At 67.0% G+C, this 19,756-nt stretch carries 18 protein-coding genes; 8 read left to right on the top strand and 10 right to left on the bottom strand.

Annotated features, from left to right (window positions below):
- Positions 1 to 24: 24 nt before the first annotated feature.
- Complete coding sequence (locus tag QWJ37_RS15350; protein WP_356882794.1) at positions 25 to 1,542, bottom strand: helix-turn-helix domain-containing protein; 1,518 nt, start codon at positions 1,540 to 1,542, stop codon at positions 25 to 27.
- Between the two features lie 147 nt (positions 1,543 to 1,689).
- Between QWJ37_RS15350 and aceA the strand changes: the two genes are divergently transcribed.
- The 3 genes from aceA (at position 1,690) to QWJ37_RS15335 (ending at position 5,552) form a co-directional block, all read left to right on the top strand.
- Positions 1,690 to 2,988, top strand: a complete 1,299-nt coding sequence (gene aceA, locus QWJ37_RS15345; protein WP_227929333.1) for an isocitrate lyase — start codon at positions 1,690 to 1,692, stop codon at positions 2,986 to 2,988.
- Between the two features lie 95 nt (positions 2,989 to 3,083).
- On the top strand, positions 3,084 to 4,715 hold the full coding sequence (gene aceB / locus QWJ37_RS15340) for a malate synthase A (protein WP_227929332.1): 1,632 nt from the start codon (positions 3,084 to 3,086) through the stop codon (positions 4,713 to 4,715).
- Positions 4,716 to 4,835: 120 nt separating this feature from the next.
- Positions 4,836 to 5,552: a DsbA family oxidoreductase gene (locus QWJ37_RS15335; RefSeq protein WP_290245845.1), complete on the top strand. Its 717-nt coding sequence runs from the start codon at positions 4,836 to 4,838 to the stop codon at positions 5,550 to 5,552.
- A 27-nt stretch (positions 5,553 to 5,579) separates the two neighbouring features.
- Here the strand turns inward: QWJ37_RS15335 and QWJ37_RS15330 are convergent, their stop codons facing one another.
- Complete coding sequence (locus tag QWJ37_RS15330) at positions 5,580 to 6,263, bottom strand: LytR C-terminal domain-containing protein (RefSeq protein WP_227904875.1); 684 nt, start codon at positions 6,261 to 6,263, stop codon at positions 5,580 to 5,582.
- Positions 6,256 to 6,555 carry a type II toxin-antitoxin system VapB family antitoxin gene (locus QWJ37_RS15325; protein ID WP_227904874.1) on the bottom strand — a complete coding sequence of 100 codons (300 nt, stop codon included), beginning with the start codon at positions 6,553 to 6,555 and terminating at the stop codon, positions 6,256 to 6,258. Before QWJ37_RS15325 ends, QWJ37_RS15330 begins: the two co-directional genes overlap by 8 nt.
- Positions 6,556 to 6,700: 145 nt before the next feature.
- On the opposite strand from QWJ37_RS15325, the gene QWJ37_RS15320 reads away from it, so the two are divergent.
- Positions 6,701 to 7,600 (top strand): hypothetical protein, encoded by a 900-nt coding sequence (locus tag QWJ37_RS15320; protein ID WP_290245844.1) that lies wholly within the window; start codon positions 6,701 to 6,703, stop codon positions 7,598 to 7,600.
- A gap of 6 nt (positions 7,601 to 7,606) precedes the next feature.
- Here the strand turns inward: QWJ37_RS15320 and QWJ37_RS15315 are convergent, their stop codons facing one another.
- Positions 7,607 to 8,119: a glutathione peroxidase gene (locus QWJ37_RS15315; RefSeq protein ID WP_290245843.1), complete on the bottom strand. Its 513-nt coding sequence runs from the start codon at positions 8,117 to 8,119 to the stop codon at positions 7,607 to 7,609.
- Between the two features lie 150 nt (positions 8,120 to 8,269).
- On the opposite strand from QWJ37_RS15315, the gene QWJ37_RS15310 reads away from it, so the two are divergent.
- Entirely contained in the window at positions 8,270 to 9,301 is a 1,032-nt protein-coding gene (locus tag QWJ37_RS15310; protein WP_227904872.1) for a 2-oxoglutarate and iron-dependent oxygenase domain-containing protein, read from the top strand.
- Between the two features lie 85 nt (positions 9,302 to 9,386).
- Here QWJ37_RS15310 and QWJ37_RS15305 read toward each other — a convergent pair whose 3' ends face one another.
- The 4 genes from QWJ37_RS15305 to QWJ37_RS15290 are packed head-to-tail and all read right to left on the bottom strand — an operon-like array spanning position 9,387 to position 13,091.
- A complete protein-coding gene (locus QWJ37_RS15305) occupies positions 9,387 to 10,079 on the bottom strand; it encodes a glycosyltransferase (protein ID WP_290245842.1) in 693 nt (230 codons plus the stop codon).
- A complete protein-coding gene (locus QWJ37_RS15300) occupies positions 10,076 to 11,425 on the bottom strand; it encodes a bifunctional PIG-L family deacetylase/class I SAM-dependent methyltransferase (protein ID WP_227904870.1) in 1,350 nt (449 codons plus the stop codon). Before QWJ37_RS15300 ends, QWJ37_RS15305 begins: the two co-directional genes overlap by 4 nt.
- Positions 11,419 to 12,474: an acyl-CoA dehydrogenase gene (locus tag QWJ37_RS15295; protein ID WP_290245841.1), complete on the bottom strand. Its 1,056-nt coding sequence runs from the start codon at positions 12,472 to 12,474 to the stop codon at positions 11,419 to 11,421. The genes QWJ37_RS15300 and QWJ37_RS15295 overlap by 7 nt, the downstream gene beginning before the upstream one ends.
- A complete protein-coding gene (locus QWJ37_RS15290; RefSeq protein WP_290245840.1) occupies positions 12,471 to 13,091 on the bottom strand; it encodes a class I SAM-dependent methyltransferase in 621 nt (206 codons plus the stop codon). The genes QWJ37_RS15295 and QWJ37_RS15290 overlap by 4 nt, the downstream gene beginning before the upstream one ends.
- A 130-nt stretch (positions 13,092 to 13,221) precedes the next feature.
- On the opposite strand from QWJ37_RS15290, the gene QWJ37_RS15285 reads away from it, so the two are divergent.
- Positions 13,222 to 15,339 (top strand): NAD(P)/FAD-dependent oxidoreductase, encoded by a 2,118-nt coding sequence (locus QWJ37_RS15285; protein ID WP_290245839.1) that lies wholly within the window; start codon positions 13,222 to 13,224, stop codon positions 15,337 to 15,339.
- 107 nt (positions 15,340 to 15,446) lie between these two features.
- On the opposite strand, the gene QWJ37_RS15280 is transcribed toward QWJ37_RS15285, so the two are convergent.
- Positions 15,447 to 16,184, bottom strand: a complete 738-nt coding sequence (locus tag QWJ37_RS15280; protein WP_227904861.1) for a glucosamine-6-phosphate deaminase — start codon at positions 16,182 to 16,184, stop codon at positions 15,447 to 15,449.
- Entirely contained in the window at positions 16,181 to 16,918 is a 738-nt protein-coding gene (locus tag QWJ37_RS15275) for a FadR/GntR family transcriptional regulator (RefSeq protein WP_227904859.1), read from the bottom strand. Before QWJ37_RS15275 ends, QWJ37_RS15280 begins: the two co-directional genes overlap by 4 nt.
- 199 nt (positions 16,919 to 17,117) lie before the next feature.
- Between QWJ37_RS15275 and QWJ37_RS15270 the strand changes: the two genes are divergently transcribed.
- Both QWJ37_RS15270 and QWJ37_RS15265 read left to right on the top strand, forming a co-directional pair.
- A complete protein-coding gene (locus QWJ37_RS15270) occupies positions 17,118 to 18,725 on the top strand; it encodes an ABC transporter substrate-binding protein (protein ID WP_227904858.1) in 1,608 nt (535 codons plus the stop codon).
- A 75-nt stretch (positions 18,726 to 18,800) separates the two neighbouring features.
- Positions 18,801 to 19,754: an ABC transporter permease gene (locus QWJ37_RS15265; protein ID WP_227905218.1), complete on the top strand. Its 954-nt coding sequence runs from the start codon at positions 18,801 to 18,803 to the stop codon at positions 19,752 to 19,754.
- Positions 19,755 to 19,756: the final 2 nt, after the last annotated feature.

Below are 19,756 nucleotides of genomic sequence, written 5' to 3'. Positions count from 1 at the left end.
CCTAATCCGTGGCCGGGGGCAGCGTCACTGCTCGGAATGGGACTGTAGGAAGGAATACACCTCGGTCTCGTCCACTCCCGGGAAGGCGCCGGGCGGCAGTGCCGCCAGCAGGTGCGAGTGCGCCCGGGCGCTGGGCCAGGCGAAGCCGGACCATTCCGAGGACAGCTCGCCTGGCGGCGTGCGGCAGCAGTCCGAATCCGGGCAACGGGACTTGGACCGTTCGGTGGTGTCCCGGCCGCGGAACCACTTCACATGCTGGTACGGCAGCCCGATGCTTACGGAGAACTTCCCCGCCGAGCCGCGTTCCACCCGGGCCGTGCACCAGTACGTGCCGGCCGGGGTGTCGGTGTACTGGTTGAACGCACTGAACTGGTCCGGCACGGAGAAGACCTCCCGCGAGGTCCAGTACCGGCAGATCGGCTGGCCCTCAATGGCGCCGGTGTGGTCCGCAGGGAAGGTCACGCCGTCGTTCTCATACGCCTTGTAGACAATCCCGCTCTCGTGCACCTTCTGGAAATGGGTGGGGATGCCCAGATGCTCGGTGGCGAGGTTGGTAAAGCGGTGCGCCGCGGTTTCATAGGACACGGCAAAAGCATCACGGATGTCCTCCACGGCTATTTCCTTCGCGGCCTTGGCCCGCTGCAGGAACTCCACCGTGGCTTTCTCCGGCAACAGCAGCGCGGCGGCAAAGTAGTTGGTGGCCACCCGCTGGCTAAGGAATTCGCCATAGCTGCTGGGAGTCTGGTGCTGCAGCACGTAATGGCCCAGTGCCTGCAGCAGCACCGAGCGCGGATCGTGGTCCGAGCGCTGGGACTGGGTGAGGTAGATGCGCCGGTTCTTCAGGTCCGTCACGGAGCGGGTGGAGTGCGGCAGGTCATTCACGTGGTGCAGGCTGAACCCCAGGTGCGCGGCGATGTCCGCGATCACGTGCTGGGACAGCGGGCCGGAGGTGTGCCCCACCGAATCCAGTACCTTCTGTGCCTCGGCCTCGTATTCGGGAAAGTAGTTGTTCCGCTCGCGCATCATGGCCCGCAGCTCGCCGTTGGCCCGGCGGGCCTCCTCGGGAGTGGCCACCTGTTCGTTGAGCCGGCGCTCCAGCTCGGCCTGCAGCCCGACCAAGGATTCCAGCACGTCCAACGGCAGCCGGGAGCCGATCCGCACCTTGGGCAGGCCGAGCGAGGCATAGAGGGGGCCGCGCTGCGCCCGCTCCAGTTCAATTTCCAGTGCCGCCCGCCGGCTGGGCGGCTCGGCGCCCAACAGGGAATCGATGCTGACGTCCAGGGCGGCTGCCAGCGCCTGCATCATGCCGAGCTTGGGTTCGCGTTTCCCGTTTTCGATCAGGGACAGCTGGGAGGCGACGGTTCCGACGGCGGCGCCCAGATCATCGAGGGTCATCCCCTTGGCCTTGCGCAGATGCCGCACCCGGCGGCCCAGGCTGATCACATCCAGCGTGCGGTCGGAGTCGCCTGCGGACTGCTTTCCGGCGGCCGATCCGCGCTTGCGGGGCTCGGGACTGGGCCGGTTCCATGTTGCACTCGTCACGTTTTTCACAATACGCGAAGAAACGCATTTCTTTTCATAGAAAAACCCTAGAAGAGGGGTTGTTGTTGGCACAGGCTTAGTTCACAGCAGGAAATTCCGGTTTGAAGCGGACCGGAACGAGTGAGATGAATTCGAGGAGATTTAGTAATGAGCCAGGACCAGAACACCGCCCCCACGGCAGAACAGCTCACCCAGGAATGGGCCACCGATCCCCGCTGGGAAGGCATTGAGCGCGACTACACCGCCGAAGATGTCGTCAAGCTGCGCGGCCGCGTCCAGGAAGAGCACACCCTGGCCCGCCGCGGTGCCGAGAAGCTCTGGGATCAGCTCCGCAACGCCGGCGACGAAGGCTACACCAACGCACTGGGCGCCCTCACCGGCAACCAGGCAGTGCAGCAGGTCAAGGCCGGCCTGAAGGCCATCTACCTCTCCGGCTGGCAGGTGGCAGCCGATGCGAACAACTCCGGCCACACCTACCCGGACCAGTCCCTGTACCCGGCCAACTCCGTGCCCACCGTGGTCCGCCGCATCAACAATGCGCTGCTGCGTGCCGACCAGATCGAGTTCGCCGAAGGCATCCAGAGCGTGGATGACTACCTGGTGCCGATCGTGGCTGACGCCGAAGCCGGCTTCGGCGGCCCGCTGAACGCCTACGAGCTCATGAAGTCCATGATCCAGTCCGGCGCCTCGGGTGTGCACTGGGAAGACCAGCTCGCTTCGGAGAAGAAGTGCGGCCACCTCGGCGGCAAGGTCCTGATCCCCACCGGCCAGCACATCCGCACCCTTAACGCCGCCCGCCTTGCGGCCGACGTCGCCGGTACCCCCACCGTGGTGATCGCCCGCACCGACGCCGAGGCAGCCACGCTGATCACTTCCGACGTCGATGAGCGCGATCAGGAATTCATCACCGGCGAGCGCACGGCCGAAGGCTTCTACAAGGTCCGCAACGGCATTGAGCCCTGCATCGCCCGGGCCAAGGCCTACGCTCCCTATTCGGACCTGATCTGGATGGAAACCGGCACCCCGGACCTTGAAATGGCCCGCAAGTTCGCCGAAGCCGTCCGGTCCGAGTTCCCGGACCAGATGCTGGCCTACAACTGCTCGCCGTCCTTCAACTGGAAGAAGCACCTGGATGACGACACCATCGCCAAGTTCCAGCGCGAACTCGGTGCCATGGGCTTCAAGTTCCAGTTCATCACCCTGGCCGGCTTCCACGCCCTGAACTACTCCATGTTCGATCTGGCCCACGGCTACGCACGCAGTGGCATGAGCGCCTACGTGGAACTGCAGGAGAAGGAGTTCGGTTCCGAGTCCCGCGGCTACACCGCCACCAAGCACCAGCGCGAGGTCGGCACCGGCTACTTCGATGCCATCTCCACCGCGCTGAACCCCGAAGGCAGCACCCTGGCCCTGGCCGGCTCCACGGAGTCCAGCCAGTTCCACTAACCCCGGCTATTTAGCCGGCGGGGGCTGGCGGCCACACCGGCCGCCGGCCCCCGCCGGATCACCCCACAGCTTTGAATCACCCCAAGGAGAACGCCATGAATGACCCCATTACCCTGAACGGCATTTCCCTCACCGCTCCCGCAGTGCGGCGGCAGGAGGAAATTCTGACTCCGCAGGCATTGGACTTCGTCAAGGCGCTGCACCGGGCCACGGCCACCCGCCGGCAGGAACTCCTTCAGCAGCGCCAGGCCCGCCGCCAGCAGATCTCCAACGGCGCGGATCCGGCCTTCCTGGCCGAAACCCGGCACATCCGCGAGGATGAGTCCTGGCGCGTGGCCCCCACCGCACCCGGCCTGGAGGACCGCCGCGTGGAAATCACCGGCCCGGTGGACCGCAAGATGACCATCAACGCCCTGAACTCCGGCGCCAAGGTATGGCTGGCGGACATGGAGGATTCCTCCACCCCGTCCTGGTCCAACGTGGTCAACGGCCAGCTGAACCTGCGCGATGCCCTGGACCGCCGCATCGACTTCACCTCCCCGGAGGGCAAGGAATACCGGGTGCAGGGCGCCTCTCTCACCGACCTGCCCACCATTGTGGTCCGCCCGCGCGGCTGGCACCTGCCGGAAAAGCACATGCTGATCGACAACACCCCCATTGCCGGCGGCATTGTGGACTTCGGCCTGTACTTCTTCCACAACGCCCAGCGGCTGATCAGCCAGGGCCGCGGCCCCTACTTCTACCTGCCGAAGATCGAGAACCACCTCGAAGCCCGCCTGTGGAATGACATCTTTGTCCTGGCCCAGGACCTGCTGGGCATCCCGCAGGGCACCATCCGCGCCACGGTACTGATCGAAACCATCACCGCCGCCTTCGAGATGGAGGAAATCCTCTACGAACTGCGGGACCACGCCGCCGGCCTGAACGCCGGCCGCTGGGACTACATCTTCTCGGTGATCAAGAACTTCCGCACCCGCGGACCCCGGTTTGTCCTGCCGGACCGCAACATGGTGACCATGACCGCGCCGTTCATGCGTGCCTACACCGAGCAGCTGGTTCGTGCCTGCCACCGCCGCGGGGCACACGCCATCGGCGGCATGGCCGCCTTCATCCCGAACCGCAAGGACGCCGCAGCCAACGACGTCGCCATGGAGAAGGTGCGCGCGGACAAGACCCGCGAGGCCGGCGACGGTTTCGACGGTTCCTGGGTGGCTCACCCGGACCTGGTGCCGGTGGCCATGGAGGTGTTCGACGGCGTGCTCGGCGACCGCCCCAACCAGCTGGAGCGCACACGCGAGGACGTAGTGCCCAATGACAAGGCACTGCTGGACGTTGCCTCCACGCCCGGCGTCATCACGGAGGCCGGCATCCGCAGCAACATCGAGGTGGGCATCCGTTACATCGAGTCCTGGCTGCGCGGCAACGGCGCAGCGGCCATCAACAACCTGATGGAGGATGCGGCCACCGCCGAAATCTCCCGTTCGCAGATCTGGCAGTGGATCCACACCTCCGCGGTGACCGACGAGGGCGAGATTGTTACCCACCACTGGGTGGAGGAACTGCTGGATGAGGAGTTCGACAACCTGCAGCGTTTCGAGGGCGACCGTTTCAACGACGCCCGCGAGCTCTTTGAGGAAGTAGCCTGCGGGGAACACTTCCCCACCTTCCTCACCGTGCCCGCCTACGCCCGTTTCCTGCACGAAGCGCAGGAACTGGCCGCGGCGTAGCCCCTGGGGGGCGGGTGCGGATACCGCTTCAGTATCCGCACAGGAAAGGACCGGGACCGTTTCCGCGCAGGCTCAGGCCGTGCGGGAATGGCACCCGGTCCTTTCCGCGTTGCAGAGGGTATGAAGATTGATATCTGGTCCGACATTGCCTGCCCGTGGTGCTACATCGGCAAGCGCCGCTTCGAAGCCGCACTGGCCACCTTCCCGCACCGGGACGAGGTGGAAGTGCAGTGGCACAGCTTCCAGCTTGATCCCACCCTGCCTGAGCACTATGACGGCACCGAGGTCCAGTACCTCAGCGAGCGCAAGGGCATTGATCCCGAACAGCTTGCCGGCATGCTCGAACAGGTCACCGTTCAGGCCGCCGGCGAGGGCCTGTCCTATGACTATGACTCCCTGGTGGTCGCGAACAGCTTCTCCGCGCACCGGCTGATCCACCTTGCCCGTGCCGAAGGCGGCAACGCAGCCGCCGACGCCGCCAAGGAAGCACTGCTCTCGGCCCACTTTGAGAAGGGCCGCGACATCGGTTCGGCGGAAACCCTCGCGGAGATCGGTGCCGGTCTGGGACTCGACGCCGGGCGGGTGCAGGCCATGCTTGCCTCCGACGAATACACCGACGCCGTGAACGCGGACATCGCGCAGGCACGCGCCCTGGGGATCAGCGGGGTGCCGTTCTTTGTCCTGGATGACAAGTACGGCATCTCCGGAGCCCAGCCCGCGGACCTGTTCTCCTCGGCGCTGGAGCAGGCCTGGCAGGAGTCACACCCGCTGGTTAACCTCACGCCCGCCTCCGGCTCCGCCGACGGTCCGGCCTGCGGCCCGGACGGCTGCAGCTAGGACCGCAGCCAGGTGCCGGGGCCCCGGCTACCCCGCGGCAGGTGAGGTATCCGCGCCGGGACAGCTGAGCGGCCCGGGACCGGCGGCCACTGCCTGTTCGGCCGGCTGCAGGTTTTCATACCCGGAGCCGATCACCACGTCCACGGACGCGTCAGTCCGGTCATCGTGCACATACTGGGTGCCGGGAATGTGCTGCTGGACTGTGTAGGCGGCGGCGAAGCCGGAGGTCCCGGACAGCACCAGCGCCGTCATCCCGGCCCGGTTCACGCTGGAGTTGCCCACGGTGCCTATCTGGAAGCCCCGGTCCCCCAGATCCGTGGCCACGCTGCCGGCCAGGCCCGGCGCCGCCGTCGAGTTGTAGATATTGATGCTCACCGTGGCCGGGTCCAGATACGGAAAAGGCCCGGCCGGACATTCGTCCGCCGGGCCTGCCTGGGCAGTGGGCGCCTCTGCAGCGGGCAGCCGCACCCAGCCGGATACCAGTCCCTGCGCCAGCACCACCGCCAGCAGCAGCAGGAAAGCCAGGAACCCCAGCACCGCGGTATGCAGCCGCCGCCGACGTGCTGACCGCTGGATCAGTTCCGGCTCATCGGAAGGCGCAAACACCTCGTCCAGTTCGCCGCCGGTAATGATCCGGTGACCGTGCCATTCCCTCGAATCATCCTCAACGGGCGTGCCGTCGGGAGCTTCGTCGGGAGGCTTGTTAGTCATCGAGGACCAGCACGCGTGCGTGCAGGATAGTCCGCTGGTGGAGGGCCGTCCGTACGGCCCGGTGCAGTCCGTCTTCGAGATACATGGTGCCCTTCCATTGGACGACGTGCGGGAACAGGTCTCCGAAAAAGGTGGAATCCTCGGCCAGCAGTGCACCAAGGTCCAGCGTGGCCTTCGTAGTTACCAACTCATCCAGCCGAACCTGCCGGGGAGGTACAGCCGCCCAGTCCTTCGGTGTTACGTATCCATGGTCAGGGTAGGGGCGTACGTCGCCAACAGCTTTGAAGATCACTAGTACAGAGTAAAGAACAACGGCACCCAAAGAAACAGCGACGCTCGGGCGCGGGCCCGTCAGAATGCCAGATTGGCACTCTTTTACCTTCCGCCGCCGTGCCGGCCCGCACTCTGGACTCCGCCAAAGACGCGATACTGGAGTGGTGAACTTATCCGCTTCCCGCCTTGGTCTCCTGCTCGACGTCGACGGCCCCGTTGCCAGCCCTGTCTCCCGGACCGTCCGCCCGGCCATCATCCGCGACCTGGTCTCGCTGGCCGTGGCCGGCTGGCCCGTCATCTTCAACACCGGACGCTCCGATGACTTCATCCGGCAGCAGGTCATGCAGCCCATGATCGCTGCCGGGCTGCCGGAGGGCGTCCGGGTCCATGCCGTCTGCGAGAAGGGCGCGGTCTGGTTCTCCTTCGACGGAACCGGCCCGGACCAGCCGCAGGTGGATCCGGATCTGAAGGTCCCCGGCGATTACGCCGAAACAATCCGCAATCTGGTGGATGAGAAGTACTCGCGCACCATGTTCTTCGACGAGACCAAGCTGGCCATGCTGTCCGTGGAACAGCACGTACACGTGGACAATGCCGACTACCTCTCCGAGCAGGGCCTGTTCGACGCCGACGCGCTGGAGCAGCTGGGGCTGGCGGGCCTGGGCGGGCAGCGGCTGGACCGCACCATTCCCGATGCCGCCGGGAACGTGTCCTTCCGGATTGACCCGACCATCATCTCCACCGACATTGAAGCCGTGGGGGTGGGCAAGGACCTTGGTGCGCGCCGGGCCCTGGCGATGCTTGAAGCGGAGGGCACAGAGGTGCCGCGCACCTGGCGCACCGTGGGCGATTCCCGCACCGACTACGCCATGGCGGATGAGCTGTCCAGGCTGGGCTTTGAGGTGGCGCACGTGGACGTCCGGCCCGCGGACGGCGTGCCGGAGACGGACTATCCGGTCCTCACGGCCGGGTCCCTGATCCACGACGACGCCGGCGCGCTTTACTTTGAGCGCTGGGTGGCGATGGCCGCGGGCGAGGCTGCGGACGACGCCGTCGTTCTCTGAGCCTGCCTACTCGAGGCGCAGTACGGCCTCCACGGACTCCTGGATTTCCGGGGCGCCGGGAGCGACGGCGGAGGCGAAGCGGCCCACCACCTCACCGGAATCGGTAACCAGGAACTTCTCGAAGTTCCAGCCGATCTCCTCACCCAGGTCCCCGTCGCGGAACTTCGTCAGCTCGGCGTAGAGCGGGTGCCGGGCGGGTCCGTTGACGTCGGTCTTGGCCGCGAGCGGGAAGCTCACGCCGTAGTTGCGCGAGCAGAACTCGGCGATGTCCTCTGCCGTGCCCGGTTCCTGCCCGGCGAACTGGTTGCTGGGCACACCAAGGACGGCGAAGTTCCGGTGCTGGTAGGTCTCGTAGAGGGCCTGCAGCCCTTCGTACTGCTGCGTGTATCCGCAGCGCGACGCCACGTTGACCACCAGCACGGCCTTGCCGCGGAACAGGTCCCCGAACGTGGTTTCGGTGCCGTCCAGAAGGGTCAGGGGAATCCCGTAGAGGGTGCTGTTCTCGGTGCTGTTCTGCACGGCGTGCCTTTCCGTTGACGTGCTCCCATTTCATCGCATCAGCGGACCGGACACCCAATTCCGGTTATCCGCAGCGGGTTGGGAGGGTGGCGGATAGCACTTCGTAACATTCGGTTCAGAGTTGACTCGGCCCGGTGATACGTTGCCGGAATGAGTGCGATTCCCGAGTCAATTCCTGTTCTTGACCTGAGCACGGCCCGCAATGCCGACGGCTCCTTCAACCCCGAATTCATTGACCAGCTGCGCGATGCGACGCACCGGATCGGCTTCTTCCAGCTCGTTGGCTACGGTGCCGGCGAAGCGATGGTGGAGGACCTGTTCAGTGTGACCAAGCGGTTCTTCGACCTCCCCCTGGAGGACCGGCTTGCCCTGGACAACCGCAAGTCCCCGCACTTCCGCGGCTACACCCGGCTCGGCACCGAAATCACCCGCGGCCGCCCGGATTCGCGTGAACAGGTGGACTTCGGACCGGAACGCGAGCCCGCCGCGGACTACCCGGCCGATCAGCCGTACTGGCTGGTACAGGGCCCGAACCTGTTCCCGGACGAGGTACTGCCCGAGCTGCGCAGCACGTCCATGGCCTGGGCCGAGCGGATGTCCGAGGTGGGTGCGGAGCTGCTCGCCGCCATCGCCGTGTCCCTGGAGCTGCCGGAGGACCACTTCACCGAACCGTTTGAGGGCACCCCGGCCTGGATGGCCAAGCTCATCCACTACGTGGGCGGCGTGGTGAAGGAAGCGGGCACGCAGGGAGTTGGCTCGCACGCCGACTACGGTTTCGTCACGCTGCTGCTGCAGGATTCGGTGGGCGGGCTGGAAGTGAAGCCGCACGAGTCCGACACCTGGATCCCGGTGGAACCCATCCCCGGCGCCCTGGTGGTGAACCTGGGCGAGATGCTGGAGGTAGCCACCCAGGGCTACCTCTCGGCCACCATCCACCGGGTGCTGGCACCGGCACCGGGCGTGGACCGGTACGCCATTCCGTTCTTCTGGTCCCCGCGGCTGGACGCCGTCATTGACCCGGTGCAGCTGCCGCCGGCGCTGGCCGGTCAGTCCCGCGGGATCTCTGATGATCCGGACAACCCCATGCTGGCCTCCTACGGCGCCAACGTGCTTAAGGGCTGGCTGCGTGCCCACCCGCAGGTGGCCAAGCTGCACCACCCGGAGCTGGTGGCGGGCAAGTAGGCCTGCTTCCAGGACCACCGCGCCGACGGCGCCGCCCGCCTCTTCGCCGGGCGGCGCCGTCGGCGTTTTCCTGCCGGGGTGAAGCTCAGGCCCCGAGCCGGCGCAGGTAGCCGGAAAAACCGCCCGGAGCCCTGCCGTCCAGCCGACCGGAGGTGACCGCCCGCATCCGGTCGGTGGCGGTCCAGCCTGCCCCGGCGGCCCGGATCCGTGAGACCAGCTGGACGTCTTCGTGGATGTGCAGGGGTTCGAAGCCGCCGGCGGCGGTGTAGGCACGTGCGGAGAAGGCCATGTTCGCCCCGTGGATGTGGGGGTGGCCTTCGGTCAGCCGGTGTTCGGCATGCCAGCGTGCCAGGTGCTCCGCGCTGAGGTCAGCGGCGTCAGGCTCCACGGTGCCCAGGACCAGCTCATAGCCGGCGTCGGCGAAGCCCAGCTGAATGACCAGCCAACTGGCCGGCACCACAGTGTCCGCGTCCGTGACGGCAATCCACTGCGCACCAAGCCCAAGCATGGCGGCGGTGCCAACATGACGGGCCGCACCCACCGACCCCGCATCCGTCTGCAGCAGGTGCAGGTCCAGGCCCAGCCGCCGGCCCGCCTGCGCAGCCGCCCGGGCGGAGCCGTCGGTACAGGAGTCAAGCACCACGGCCACGCTCACCTCCGCGGGGACAACCCGGCCCTTTAGTGCCGCCACGGCGGCGGCCACTGCAGCCAGGCAGCGGGGCAGCAGCTGTTCCTCATTGCGGGCAGGAATGACGACGCCGACGTGCGGCCGGGTCACAGCAGCCCTTCGCGTTCTGCCACGGACCGGGCCGGCGGATGTACCAGCACGTCGATGCGGAAGTCGGCTTCAGAGTGTTCAGCCAGCAGTTCCAGGCCGCTGCCGGCGCGGAACACCTCGTGCACCTCGTCCGCGTCCATCGGCCAGTCCCGGATCGGATGCCGCCAGTGGCAGAGCAGCAGCACGCCGTCCCGGTCCAGGGTGGCCGCCGCCCGCTGGACCGTTTCGCGCAGCTGCTCCCGGGTGAGGAAATAGCCGATCTCGGAGAGGACCACCAGATCGAAGCTGCCCTCCGGCCAGTCCTCGGGAATGGAGCCCTGGCTAAACCGGATCCGCTGGTCCGCCCCGATCCGCTGCCGGGCCAGTTCCAGGGCGCGCGCGGAAATGTCCATGGCGGTGACGCTGTCCGCGCGCCGGGCCAGCTCTTCGGTGAGCACGCCGATGGAGCAGCCGGGTTCAAAGACGCGGCCGAACCGTTCCCGGGGCAGCAGGGCCAGGGTCAGCTCCCGTTTGCGCCGTTCGTAGAAGCTGTCGCCGAAGTTCCAGGGGTCCGGCGAGGAGGCATAGAGGTCCTCGAAAACCTGCTTGCCGGTCCGCGGTACGGTCACGATGAAGGTTTCGAAGGGGCGCTCGAAGTGCGCCAGGACCTCCGGCGCCAGGAGCGCCTCGTCCCCCGGCCGGTCCGAAAGCGGAGCCACCTGGCTGCGGTGCTCCCCCATTGCCGCGGCCTTGGCTGCAGCGGCGTCCCGGGGCAGGGCGAGCGTGTGCATGCCCTGCGGCAGGTCCGCCGCGGTGCCCCAGTGCCAGAGCCAGATCGGGTATTCCAGCAGCGGTACCCGGGCCTTGGCGGCCAGCCGGGCGGCAGCGGCTCCGGCGGCGTCGTGGTCGGTGTGCCCGTCCCGGCGCCAGGGGGCAGCTAGCCAGAGGCCGTCCGTGTCGGTGCCGACCAGCCCGGCCAGGAAGGTGTCCAGCTCCGCGCATCGGGCGGCCAGCTGCCCGTCCGGCAACCCCAACAGGTGAACCCTGGCATCCGGAGCGAGCCGCGCGACGGCGGCGCGCAGCTCCGCTTCCCGCAGCACGGTCAGGGTCTGCGGCGTGTGGGTCGGGGAATCGGGGTGGGAGGCTTCCCCGGCGGTTGCCACCACCACGTCGACGGCGGCGCCGGCGGCCGCGAGGGTCGCGATCAGCCCGCCGGCGCCGAGGGACTCATCATCCGGATGCGCGGCCAGGACCACCATCCGGCGCGGCGGCTCCGGCAGCACGTCCGCCAGCCCGGGCAGGCCGGCCAGCACCGGCTGCCAGATGTTCTCTCCGGGGGTGGGGTCCCGGTGCGTGAAGCTCACCATGGCTCTCCCCCGGCGGTGAGCAGGGCGCGGCCAAGGGCTGCCGAGTCCCGTTCGGCGTGGTGCTGGCGCAGATAGACCTGCAGGTCCGCCACCCGCCGGGCATACTCCTCCTCGCCGGTCAGCGGCCCCGGACCCAGCCCGTGCCCGGCCAGCCGGAGGACCTGCTCGGCGGCGTCCGCCACCACCGCCCTCACCTGTCCGGCGAGCAGCGCGCCGTCGGGCCCGTCCGCACGGCCGGCGTCGACGTCAGCCGCCGCGGCGGCCAGGACGCGGCGGGCCCCGTGCAGGGCGGTGTCCGTCTGGCCCAGCAGCATGAGGGCAATCTGGTCCGGTTCCCGGTTTCGGGCTGCGGCGGCCAGCCGGCGGGCAACCCCCACGGCGCCGCCAAACCAGACCGCGGCAACGCCGATACCGCCCCAGGCGAAGCCGCTGCGTTGGAGGTACCAGTTATCCCCGCCCACGGGCACCGCCGGCACGTCGGTGAACTCCACCGCGGTGCTGTCCACGGCGGTCAGCCCGCGGCTGGCCCAGGTCCCCCGGCCGGGACGGACACCGGCATGGCGGAGGTCCACGGCGAAGGCCCGGCGGGTGCCGGGGCCGGTATGGGCGGTGACCACCGCACGGTCCAGCTCTGCTGCCAGGGAGCACCAGGGTTTGGTGCCGGCCAGGCGCCAGCCGCCGCCTTCCGCCCGGGCATCCAGCCGGAGCCCGGAGCCTTCGGCGGCGTACACACCCCAGGAAGCCCCGGCGGAGCCTGCGCTTCCTGGATGGTCCAGGCCGGCCTGGGCAAGAATGGCCAGGGCGTCGAGGTGGGGCTCTACTACCCGGGCCGCGGTAAGGTCTGCCGCACCCAGGGTGGCCAGCAGCTCCCAGAGCCGCATCGTGGTGCCGGTGCCGGGCAGCGGCACCAGCGTCTCAGCCGGTGCCAGCAGGCCCAGGGCGGCGTCGACAGATCCTTCCACCGCCGCGGTCCGGCGGGCCAGGTCGGCTAACGCGTCCAGCCACGCTGCCGACGGGGCGTCGGAGTCCAGCAGGACGGGACGTCTCACTCCCCGCCGCCGCGTGCGGCCGAGAGTACCGCCACCAGGAAGCCGGCGTCCGGGGTCAGCGGGCGCAGGTCCCAGGTGGACAGCTTCAGTTCCACGCCCAGCCCGGCTGCCTCGGCGTCGGCGAAGAACTGTCCGAAGTCGTAACCGCGCCCGGCGCCGAAGCCGATCACCACCCGCCCTTCCGGCGCGAGGTGCGCACGCATCCGGGCCAGCACTTCAGGCGCGGTGCCGGGGGCCAGAAACGTCATCACGTTGCCGGCGCAGACAATCAGGTCAAACGGCTCGCGGATGCCCTCAGCGGGCAGGTCCAGTTCGGTCAGGTCCCCGACCAGCCAGGTGGCCTGGGGATGGTCGTTCCGGGCGGCGTCGATCAGCTCCGGGTCCACATCCACACCGACGACGGCGTGCCCGCGCCGCGCCAGCTCGCCGCCCACCCGGCCGGGCCCGGCCCCGGCGTCGAGAATCCGAGCCCCGCGCGGCACCATGGCGTCGATCAGCCGGGCCTCACCGTGCAGATCCGCACCCTGCTCCCTCATCTGCTCGAACCGCTGGATATACCAGGCGGAATGTCCCGGATTTTGCTTCTTTTTGGCTTCCCAGAGGGTTTCCTTGCGCATCCTTCCAGCGTACTCAACCGCGGAGAGGGAAAACGCCCGCCCGGGCGCCCGCCGAGGGGCATAAACGGCTGTACGTGGCCCACCCGACATCGTGTGTTTACACCGTAAACATCAGCGGTAAAGTACCACTGTGAGTACTAAAACCTTCCCCCACCTGATGTCTCCGGGCCGTATCGGCCCCATGGAAACGCACAACCGGATCGTCCTCCCTGCGATGGACATGAATGTCTCGGAGCACGGTGAGATCGAACAGCCGGAGATTGACCACTATGTGGCCCGCGCCAAGGGCGGCGCCGGCCTGATCATCACCGGCGCCTGTGCCATCGCGTTCCCGTACGGCGCGGCCTCCATGAAGGAGCCGGGCCTCTCCGATGACAAGTACATCCCCGGTCTCAAGGCGCTGACCGATGCCGTCCACGCCGCCGGCAGCAAGCTCTGCATCCAGTCCACCCACCACGGCAAGGTGGCCCGCGTCGACACCGCCAACGACCGCCCCGTGCTCGCCCCGAACCAGCCGGACTACAGCTATGACATGTCCGCCCTGGCTGACAGCACCCGCGAAGAACTCGGCAAGATGGGCGCCGCCACCGCCGGCAAGCAGACGTCCTACAAGGAGATGACGGCCGAGGACATCGCCTGGCTGGTCACCACCTGGGCCGATGCCGCCGAGCGCATCGCCAAGGCCGGCTGCGACGCCATCGAAATCCACGCAGCCCACGGGTACATCCTCGGGGTGTTCCTGAACCAGCGCGACAACAAGCGCACGGATCAGTACGGCGGTTCGCTGGAAAACCGGGCTCGGCTGGCCTGCGAGGTCATCAGCGCCGTCAAGGAGCGCGTCGGCGACCGCCTGGCCATCCTCGTCCGTGTCGCCGGTGAAGAATACGGACAGGACGGCGGACTCACCCTCGAGGAAGCCACGGAAGCCTCGAAGCTGTTCGAAGCCGCCGGCGCCGATGCCATTCACGTCACCGGCTGGGGCCGCAACCCGTTCGATAACTTCACCGACGGCCCGCTGCCCAACAAGGTCGGCGCCTACCTGGAGAACGCAGCCGAGATCAAAAAGCAGGTCAGCGTTCCCGTCATCGCCGTCGGCCGTATGCTGCCGGAGGTGTCCGAGAAGGCACTGGCCGCCGGGCAGATCGACTTCGCGGCCATGGGCCGCCAGCTGCTGGCCGATCCGGAACTGCCGAACAAGATCCGCGACGGCAGGTTTGACCAGGTCCGCCCCTGCATCAACTGCTACCTGTGCGTGGCCGAGAACTTCTTTGACGACACCCCGTTCTGCGCCGTCAACCCTGCACTGGGCAACGAGGCGCTGCTGCCGCTGAAGCCCGCCTCCGCCACCAAGCACGTGGTCATTGTTGGTGCCGGTCCCGCAGGTCTGGAAAGCGCCCGCGTGCTGACCGAACGCGGCCACCGCGTCACCGTGGTGGACAAGTCGGACCGTCTGGGCGGGACCATGTGGTTCTCCACCATGACCACCCCGGACAACGAGCGGCTGCTGCGCTGGTTCAAGTCCGAAATCCGGCGGCTGAACATTGCGGTGAAGCTGAACACCCCTGCCACGGTGGAATCCATTCGGGCCCTGCACCCGGACCACGTCATCATTGCCACCGGCGCCGTCCGCCCCAAGCCGGACTTCCCCGGCGGTGACCTGCCCGTGGTGCAGACCGGTGACACGCTGCGCGCCATGATGCTCGGAACGGCCACTGCCGAGGAAGCCGGTGCGGTACTGAGCACCCTGGGCAAGCTGGGCCGGCTCTCCGGCATCACCAAGAGCCCCGAGTTTGTCCGCCAGTTCACCAGGTTCTGGCTGCCCATGGGCAAGGACGTGGTGGTTATCGGCGGTTCGCTGGTGGGCCTGGAACTGGCCGAATTCCTCGCCGAGCGCGGCCGCCGCGTGACGCTGCTGCACGAAAAGCAGCAGCTCGGCCTGCCGCTGGCCATGCCCCGGCGCTGGACCGCGGTGAAGGATGCCGAGAAGCACGGGGTGAAGATCCACCGCAATGCCTCCATCACCCGCATCACGCCCAAGAGCGTGGAGTGGACCGTGGGCGAAGAGAGCTTCACCGCTCGCGCGGACATGGTGGTCTACGCAGACGGTACGACGTCGGCCTCACCACTGGCGGACGAGCTGCGGGCGGCGGACCTGGGCATCGACGTCGACGTTGTGGGTGACGCCGGCGCCGTCAACTACATCCACGGCGCTATCCACTCCTCGTGGAAGGTTGCCGCGGAGCTCTAGGTCATTGTCCGCAGGGAGCACCGGGCCGCTGAAATGAACTGCAGGACCAGGTCGCTGTCGGGGTCCAGAGTCACAGTGAGTTTCCGTTCGGGGGACGCTGCGGTCAGTCAGTTGCGCGGGGTAAGAAGCGAGGCGGCGGCGTTGTCCGCAAGAATGGTGACGCTTCCGTGCAGCTGCAGCACCGACGCCGGGCATTCCGGTGTCACCGGACCGGTGAGGGCACGCGCCAGGGCATCGGCCTTGTCCTGACCCTGCGCAAGCAGCAACAGATGCCTGGCCTCGCGAATGGTTCCGAGCCCCTGGGTGAGGCAGTGCGTTGGCACCTCATCCAGGGAAGCGAAGAAGCGCTGGTTGGCATGCCGGGTGTCCTGCGTGAGGGTCTCCACCCGTGTGCGCGAATCCAGCGCGGCTCCCGGCTCATTAAACGCGAGGTGCCCGTTGCGCCCAATGCCCAGGATCTGCAGGTCAATGCCGCCGGCAGCGGCAATCTGCTGTTCGTAGCTGTGTGCGGCATCCTGCAGGTCCGCCCGGTGCGGGTCCGGCAGGTGGACCCGCCGGGGGTCCAGGCCCAGCGGGTCAATGATTTCGCGGCGCAGTACCTCGGCGTAGCTTTGCGGATGGCCCGCCGGCAGCCCCACGTATTCATCGAGGGCAAACCACGTGGCGGCACCGAAATCCGCACCGCTGGCGGCCAGGGCGGCATACAGCGGCATCGGCGAGGATCCCGTGGCCACTCCTATCACCGGCGCGGGCCGGGCGAGCGCCTGCAGCACAACGTCGGCGCCGGCCTGTCCCAGGGCCGCATCCCCGGAGCAGCGGATCAGGTTCATGGTTCCGGCACTCATCGGGCATCGGGGAGTTTCGCGAGTTCGGCCCGGATGCCGTCAAAGTGGCGACGCAGCCGCTCGGAAGCGAGTTCCTTGTCGCCGTCCTTGACCGCTTCGAAAATATCGCGGTGCACAGCCGCGGTCTCCACCAGGTTGATCAGCGGGTCCACGCCAAGTTCGGAGTGGATCTTGCCGTACACCTTCCAGAAGACGGACATCAGGTTGGAGAGCAGTTCGTTCCCGAGGGGTTCAAACAGCTGGTAATGGAAGGTCTCGTCCACCTCGGTGAAGATTTCCCCGCGCTCTGCCCGGGCCTCCATTTCACGGACAGTGGCTTCGATATCGGCCAGGTGTTCCGGGGTGAAGAGGTCCATCGCCTCTCCCACCAGGCCGGCCTCGAGCGCCTGCCGCACGTCCACCAGCTGCAGGGCTTCCTTGCCTTCATGGCGGAGGGAGAGCCTGCCCCTAAACGTCAGGCCGTCAGCGAGCGCGTCAAAATTGGCCGGCGCCACGAACATGCCGAACCCGTGGCGGATCTCCACCACACCCAGAGCCTGCAACACCTTGAGTGCCTCACGCAGCGTGTTCCGCCCGACACCCAACGTGGCGGCAAGCTCAGCCTCGGTAGGCAACGCATCCCCGGCCTTCAGGTCGCGGTCAAGGATGAGTTCCATGATGTCCGCCTGCAGGGCGCGGGAACGGTTTTGGGCGCTGAACCGCGCCGGCGGCAGTGACGCCTCGGGCAGACTCATCGGGATCCTCCTGAACGGGATGGCGGTAGTGAGAGAACGAAAGACAGTTTGAGGTTATAGGATGTCCTACCTGTTCCGGAAGAGGCTCCAGGTACCCCGCCGACAAAAGCTTGACGCGGCGCTGTGATGAACCTTACAGTTCACGAAACAACTTCGGACATCCTACGTCCGATAAGTGACTTGGATGGTGAGGCAATAGATGAGCAACTCTTTTGAACCCGGCGGGCTGCTGAAGGATTCGAGCCGCCGCAATTTCCTCAAGCTTGCGGGCGTCATGGGTGCTGCCGCAGCCTTCGCAGGCTCCATTTCCGCCTGCAGCCCCGGCGGAAGCCCGGCCCCGGCCGGCAATGCAGCCGCCCAGGGCACCGGCTCCATCGAAGCCGGCATCTCCTACCAGCTCTCCACCGGCTTCGATCCGATGCTTTCCACCGGAGCCACCCCGCAGGCAGCCAACCTGCACATCTTCGAAGGCCTCACCGAGCTGCACCCGGCCACACGCGAGTCCTATCTGGCCCTGGCCAAGGCCGAGCCGGTCAAGGTGGATGAAACCACCTACGAAGTACAGCTCCGCGACGGGGCAACGTTCCACAACGGCGATCCGGTGACCACCGCCGACGTCGTCTTCTCCTTCCAGCGTGTGATGGATCCGGCCAACAAATCCCTGTTCGCGGGCTTCATCCCCTTCATCGACTCCGTCTCCGCCAAGGATGACTCCACCGTTCAGTTCAAGCTGAAGTACCCCTTCCCGGGCTTCAGCTCACGCATCTCCGTCATCAAGGTGGTACCCGAAGCCGTAGTGAAGGCCGATCCGGCCGGCTTTGATCTGAAGCCTGTCGGCTCGGGGCCCTACAGCCTGGTGTCCGCGGTCAAGGAAGACCGCATTGTCTTCAGGAAGTTCGACGGCTACAACGGCAAATACCCTGCCCGGGTGGCGGACATGACCTGGCTGCTGCTGGCCGACCCGGCAGCCCGTGTGGCAGCGGTTCCGTCCCGGACCCAGGCCATTGAAGACGTGCCCTACCTGGATGTGGACCAGCTGGCCGCCAAGGTGGACGTGGAATCGGTGCAGTCCTTCGGTCTGCTGTTCCTGATGTTCAACTGTGTGAAGTTCCCGGACAAGCGGATCCGCCAGGCCCTGCACTACGCCATCGACACGGATGCGGTCATTTCCAAGGCACTGCTGGGCAACGCCGCCGCGGCGTCGTCGTACTTCCAGGAAGGCCACCCCTCCTACACCAAGGCCTCCACCGGCTACGGCTTTGATGCCGCCAAGGCCAAGTCGCTGCTCGCCGAGGCCGGGATGGAGAACATGACCGTCACGCTGACCTCCACCGACACCGGGTGGGTCACCCGCGTGGTGCCGCTGATCAAGGAGTACTGGGACGCCATCGGGGTGAAGACCACCCTGGAGATCCTGCAGTCTGCGGCCGTGTACGCCCCGGAAAAGGTGGGCGGCAAAAACTTTGACGTCCTCTGCGCTCCCGGCGACCCATCGGTTTTCGGCAACGACGGGGACATCCTGCTCAGCTGGTTCTACCGCGGCGCCACCTGGATGGAGGCCCGCGCCGGCTGGAACACCACCCCCGAGTACGCCGCTGTGCAGCAGAAGCTGGAACAGGCCGTGCAGGTGGACCCGGATGAAGCAAAGAAGATACACGCCGACGTGGTCAACATTGTTGCCGAAGAAGCACCGCTGTACCCGCTGTTCCACCGCAAGCTGCCCACCGCGTGGGACAGCAACGCACTGGACGGCTTCCAGCCGCTGCCCACCACCGGCGTGTCCTTCATCGGGGTAGGACGCAAGTAGCACCACCACTCGCGGCGGGACGTTTCCACCGGGGCGTCCCGCCGGCCTCCCCTGTATTGGAGTTATGCAGTGACAATGTTTTTCCGTCTGCTGGGCCGCCGTTTGGCCGCCCTGCCGATCATGCTGCTGGGCGTGACCATCATGGTCTTCATCGTGCTCTCAGTGGTACCTGCTGACCGCGCCACCGCCGTCCTCGGTGAAAACGCCACCGAAGAAGCCAAAGAGGCCTGGCGTGAGGAGCGCGGACTCAATGATTCCCTCCTCATCCAGTTCTTCCGCTACCTCGCCGGTGTGATCCGGCTGGATTTCGGCACCACCAACCCGCCCGAAGAATCCGTGGCCGCCAAGATCGCCACCGCCTTCCCTGTCACCCTGCAGCTGACTTTCCTGGGCATCCTGCTGGCAGTCATCCTCTCCCTCACCCTCGGCGTGGCCGCGGCCCTCTACCGGGACCGCTGGCCGGATCAGGCCATCCGCATTTTCTCCATTGCCGCCATCGCCACGCCCTCCTTCTGGCTGGCCATCCTGCTGATCCAGTGGTTTGCCCTGCCCGAAGGTTCCATTTTCCCCACCGGCGGCCTCGCCTGGGCGGACCAGTACGGTTTTGTCGGGTGGCTCTATTCCATGGCACTGCCCGCGCTGGCCCTGGGCATCCCTGTTTCCGCCTCGCTCATCCGCGTGGTGCGTACCTCCATGGTGGAAGAGCTGGACCGGGACTACGTCCGTACGGCCATCGGCAACGGCGTGCCTTACCGCACCGTGGTGGCGCGCAACGTCCTCCGCAACGCACTGGTCACCCCGGTGACCGTGCTGGGACTGCGCGTTGGCTACCTGCTCGGCGGCGCCGTCGTCATCGAAAAAATCTTCAGCCTCAACGGCATGGGAGACCTCATTGTGGTGGGCCTGACGACGTCGGACACCAACCTCGTCCAGGGCGCCGTGCTCACCATCGCCGTTGCCTTTGTGCTGGTCAACATTGTGGTTGACCTGCTCTACCTGCTCATCAATCCTCGAATCCGGACGGTGTAACC

The organism is Arthrobacter sp. YD2 (assembly GCF_030410475.1).
Lineage (GTDB): Bacteria > Actinomycetota > Actinomycetes > Actinomycetales > Micrococcaceae > Arthrobacter_B > Arthrobacter_B zhangbolii.
This window is presented reverse-complemented; position numbering and strand designations above follow the sequence as displayed.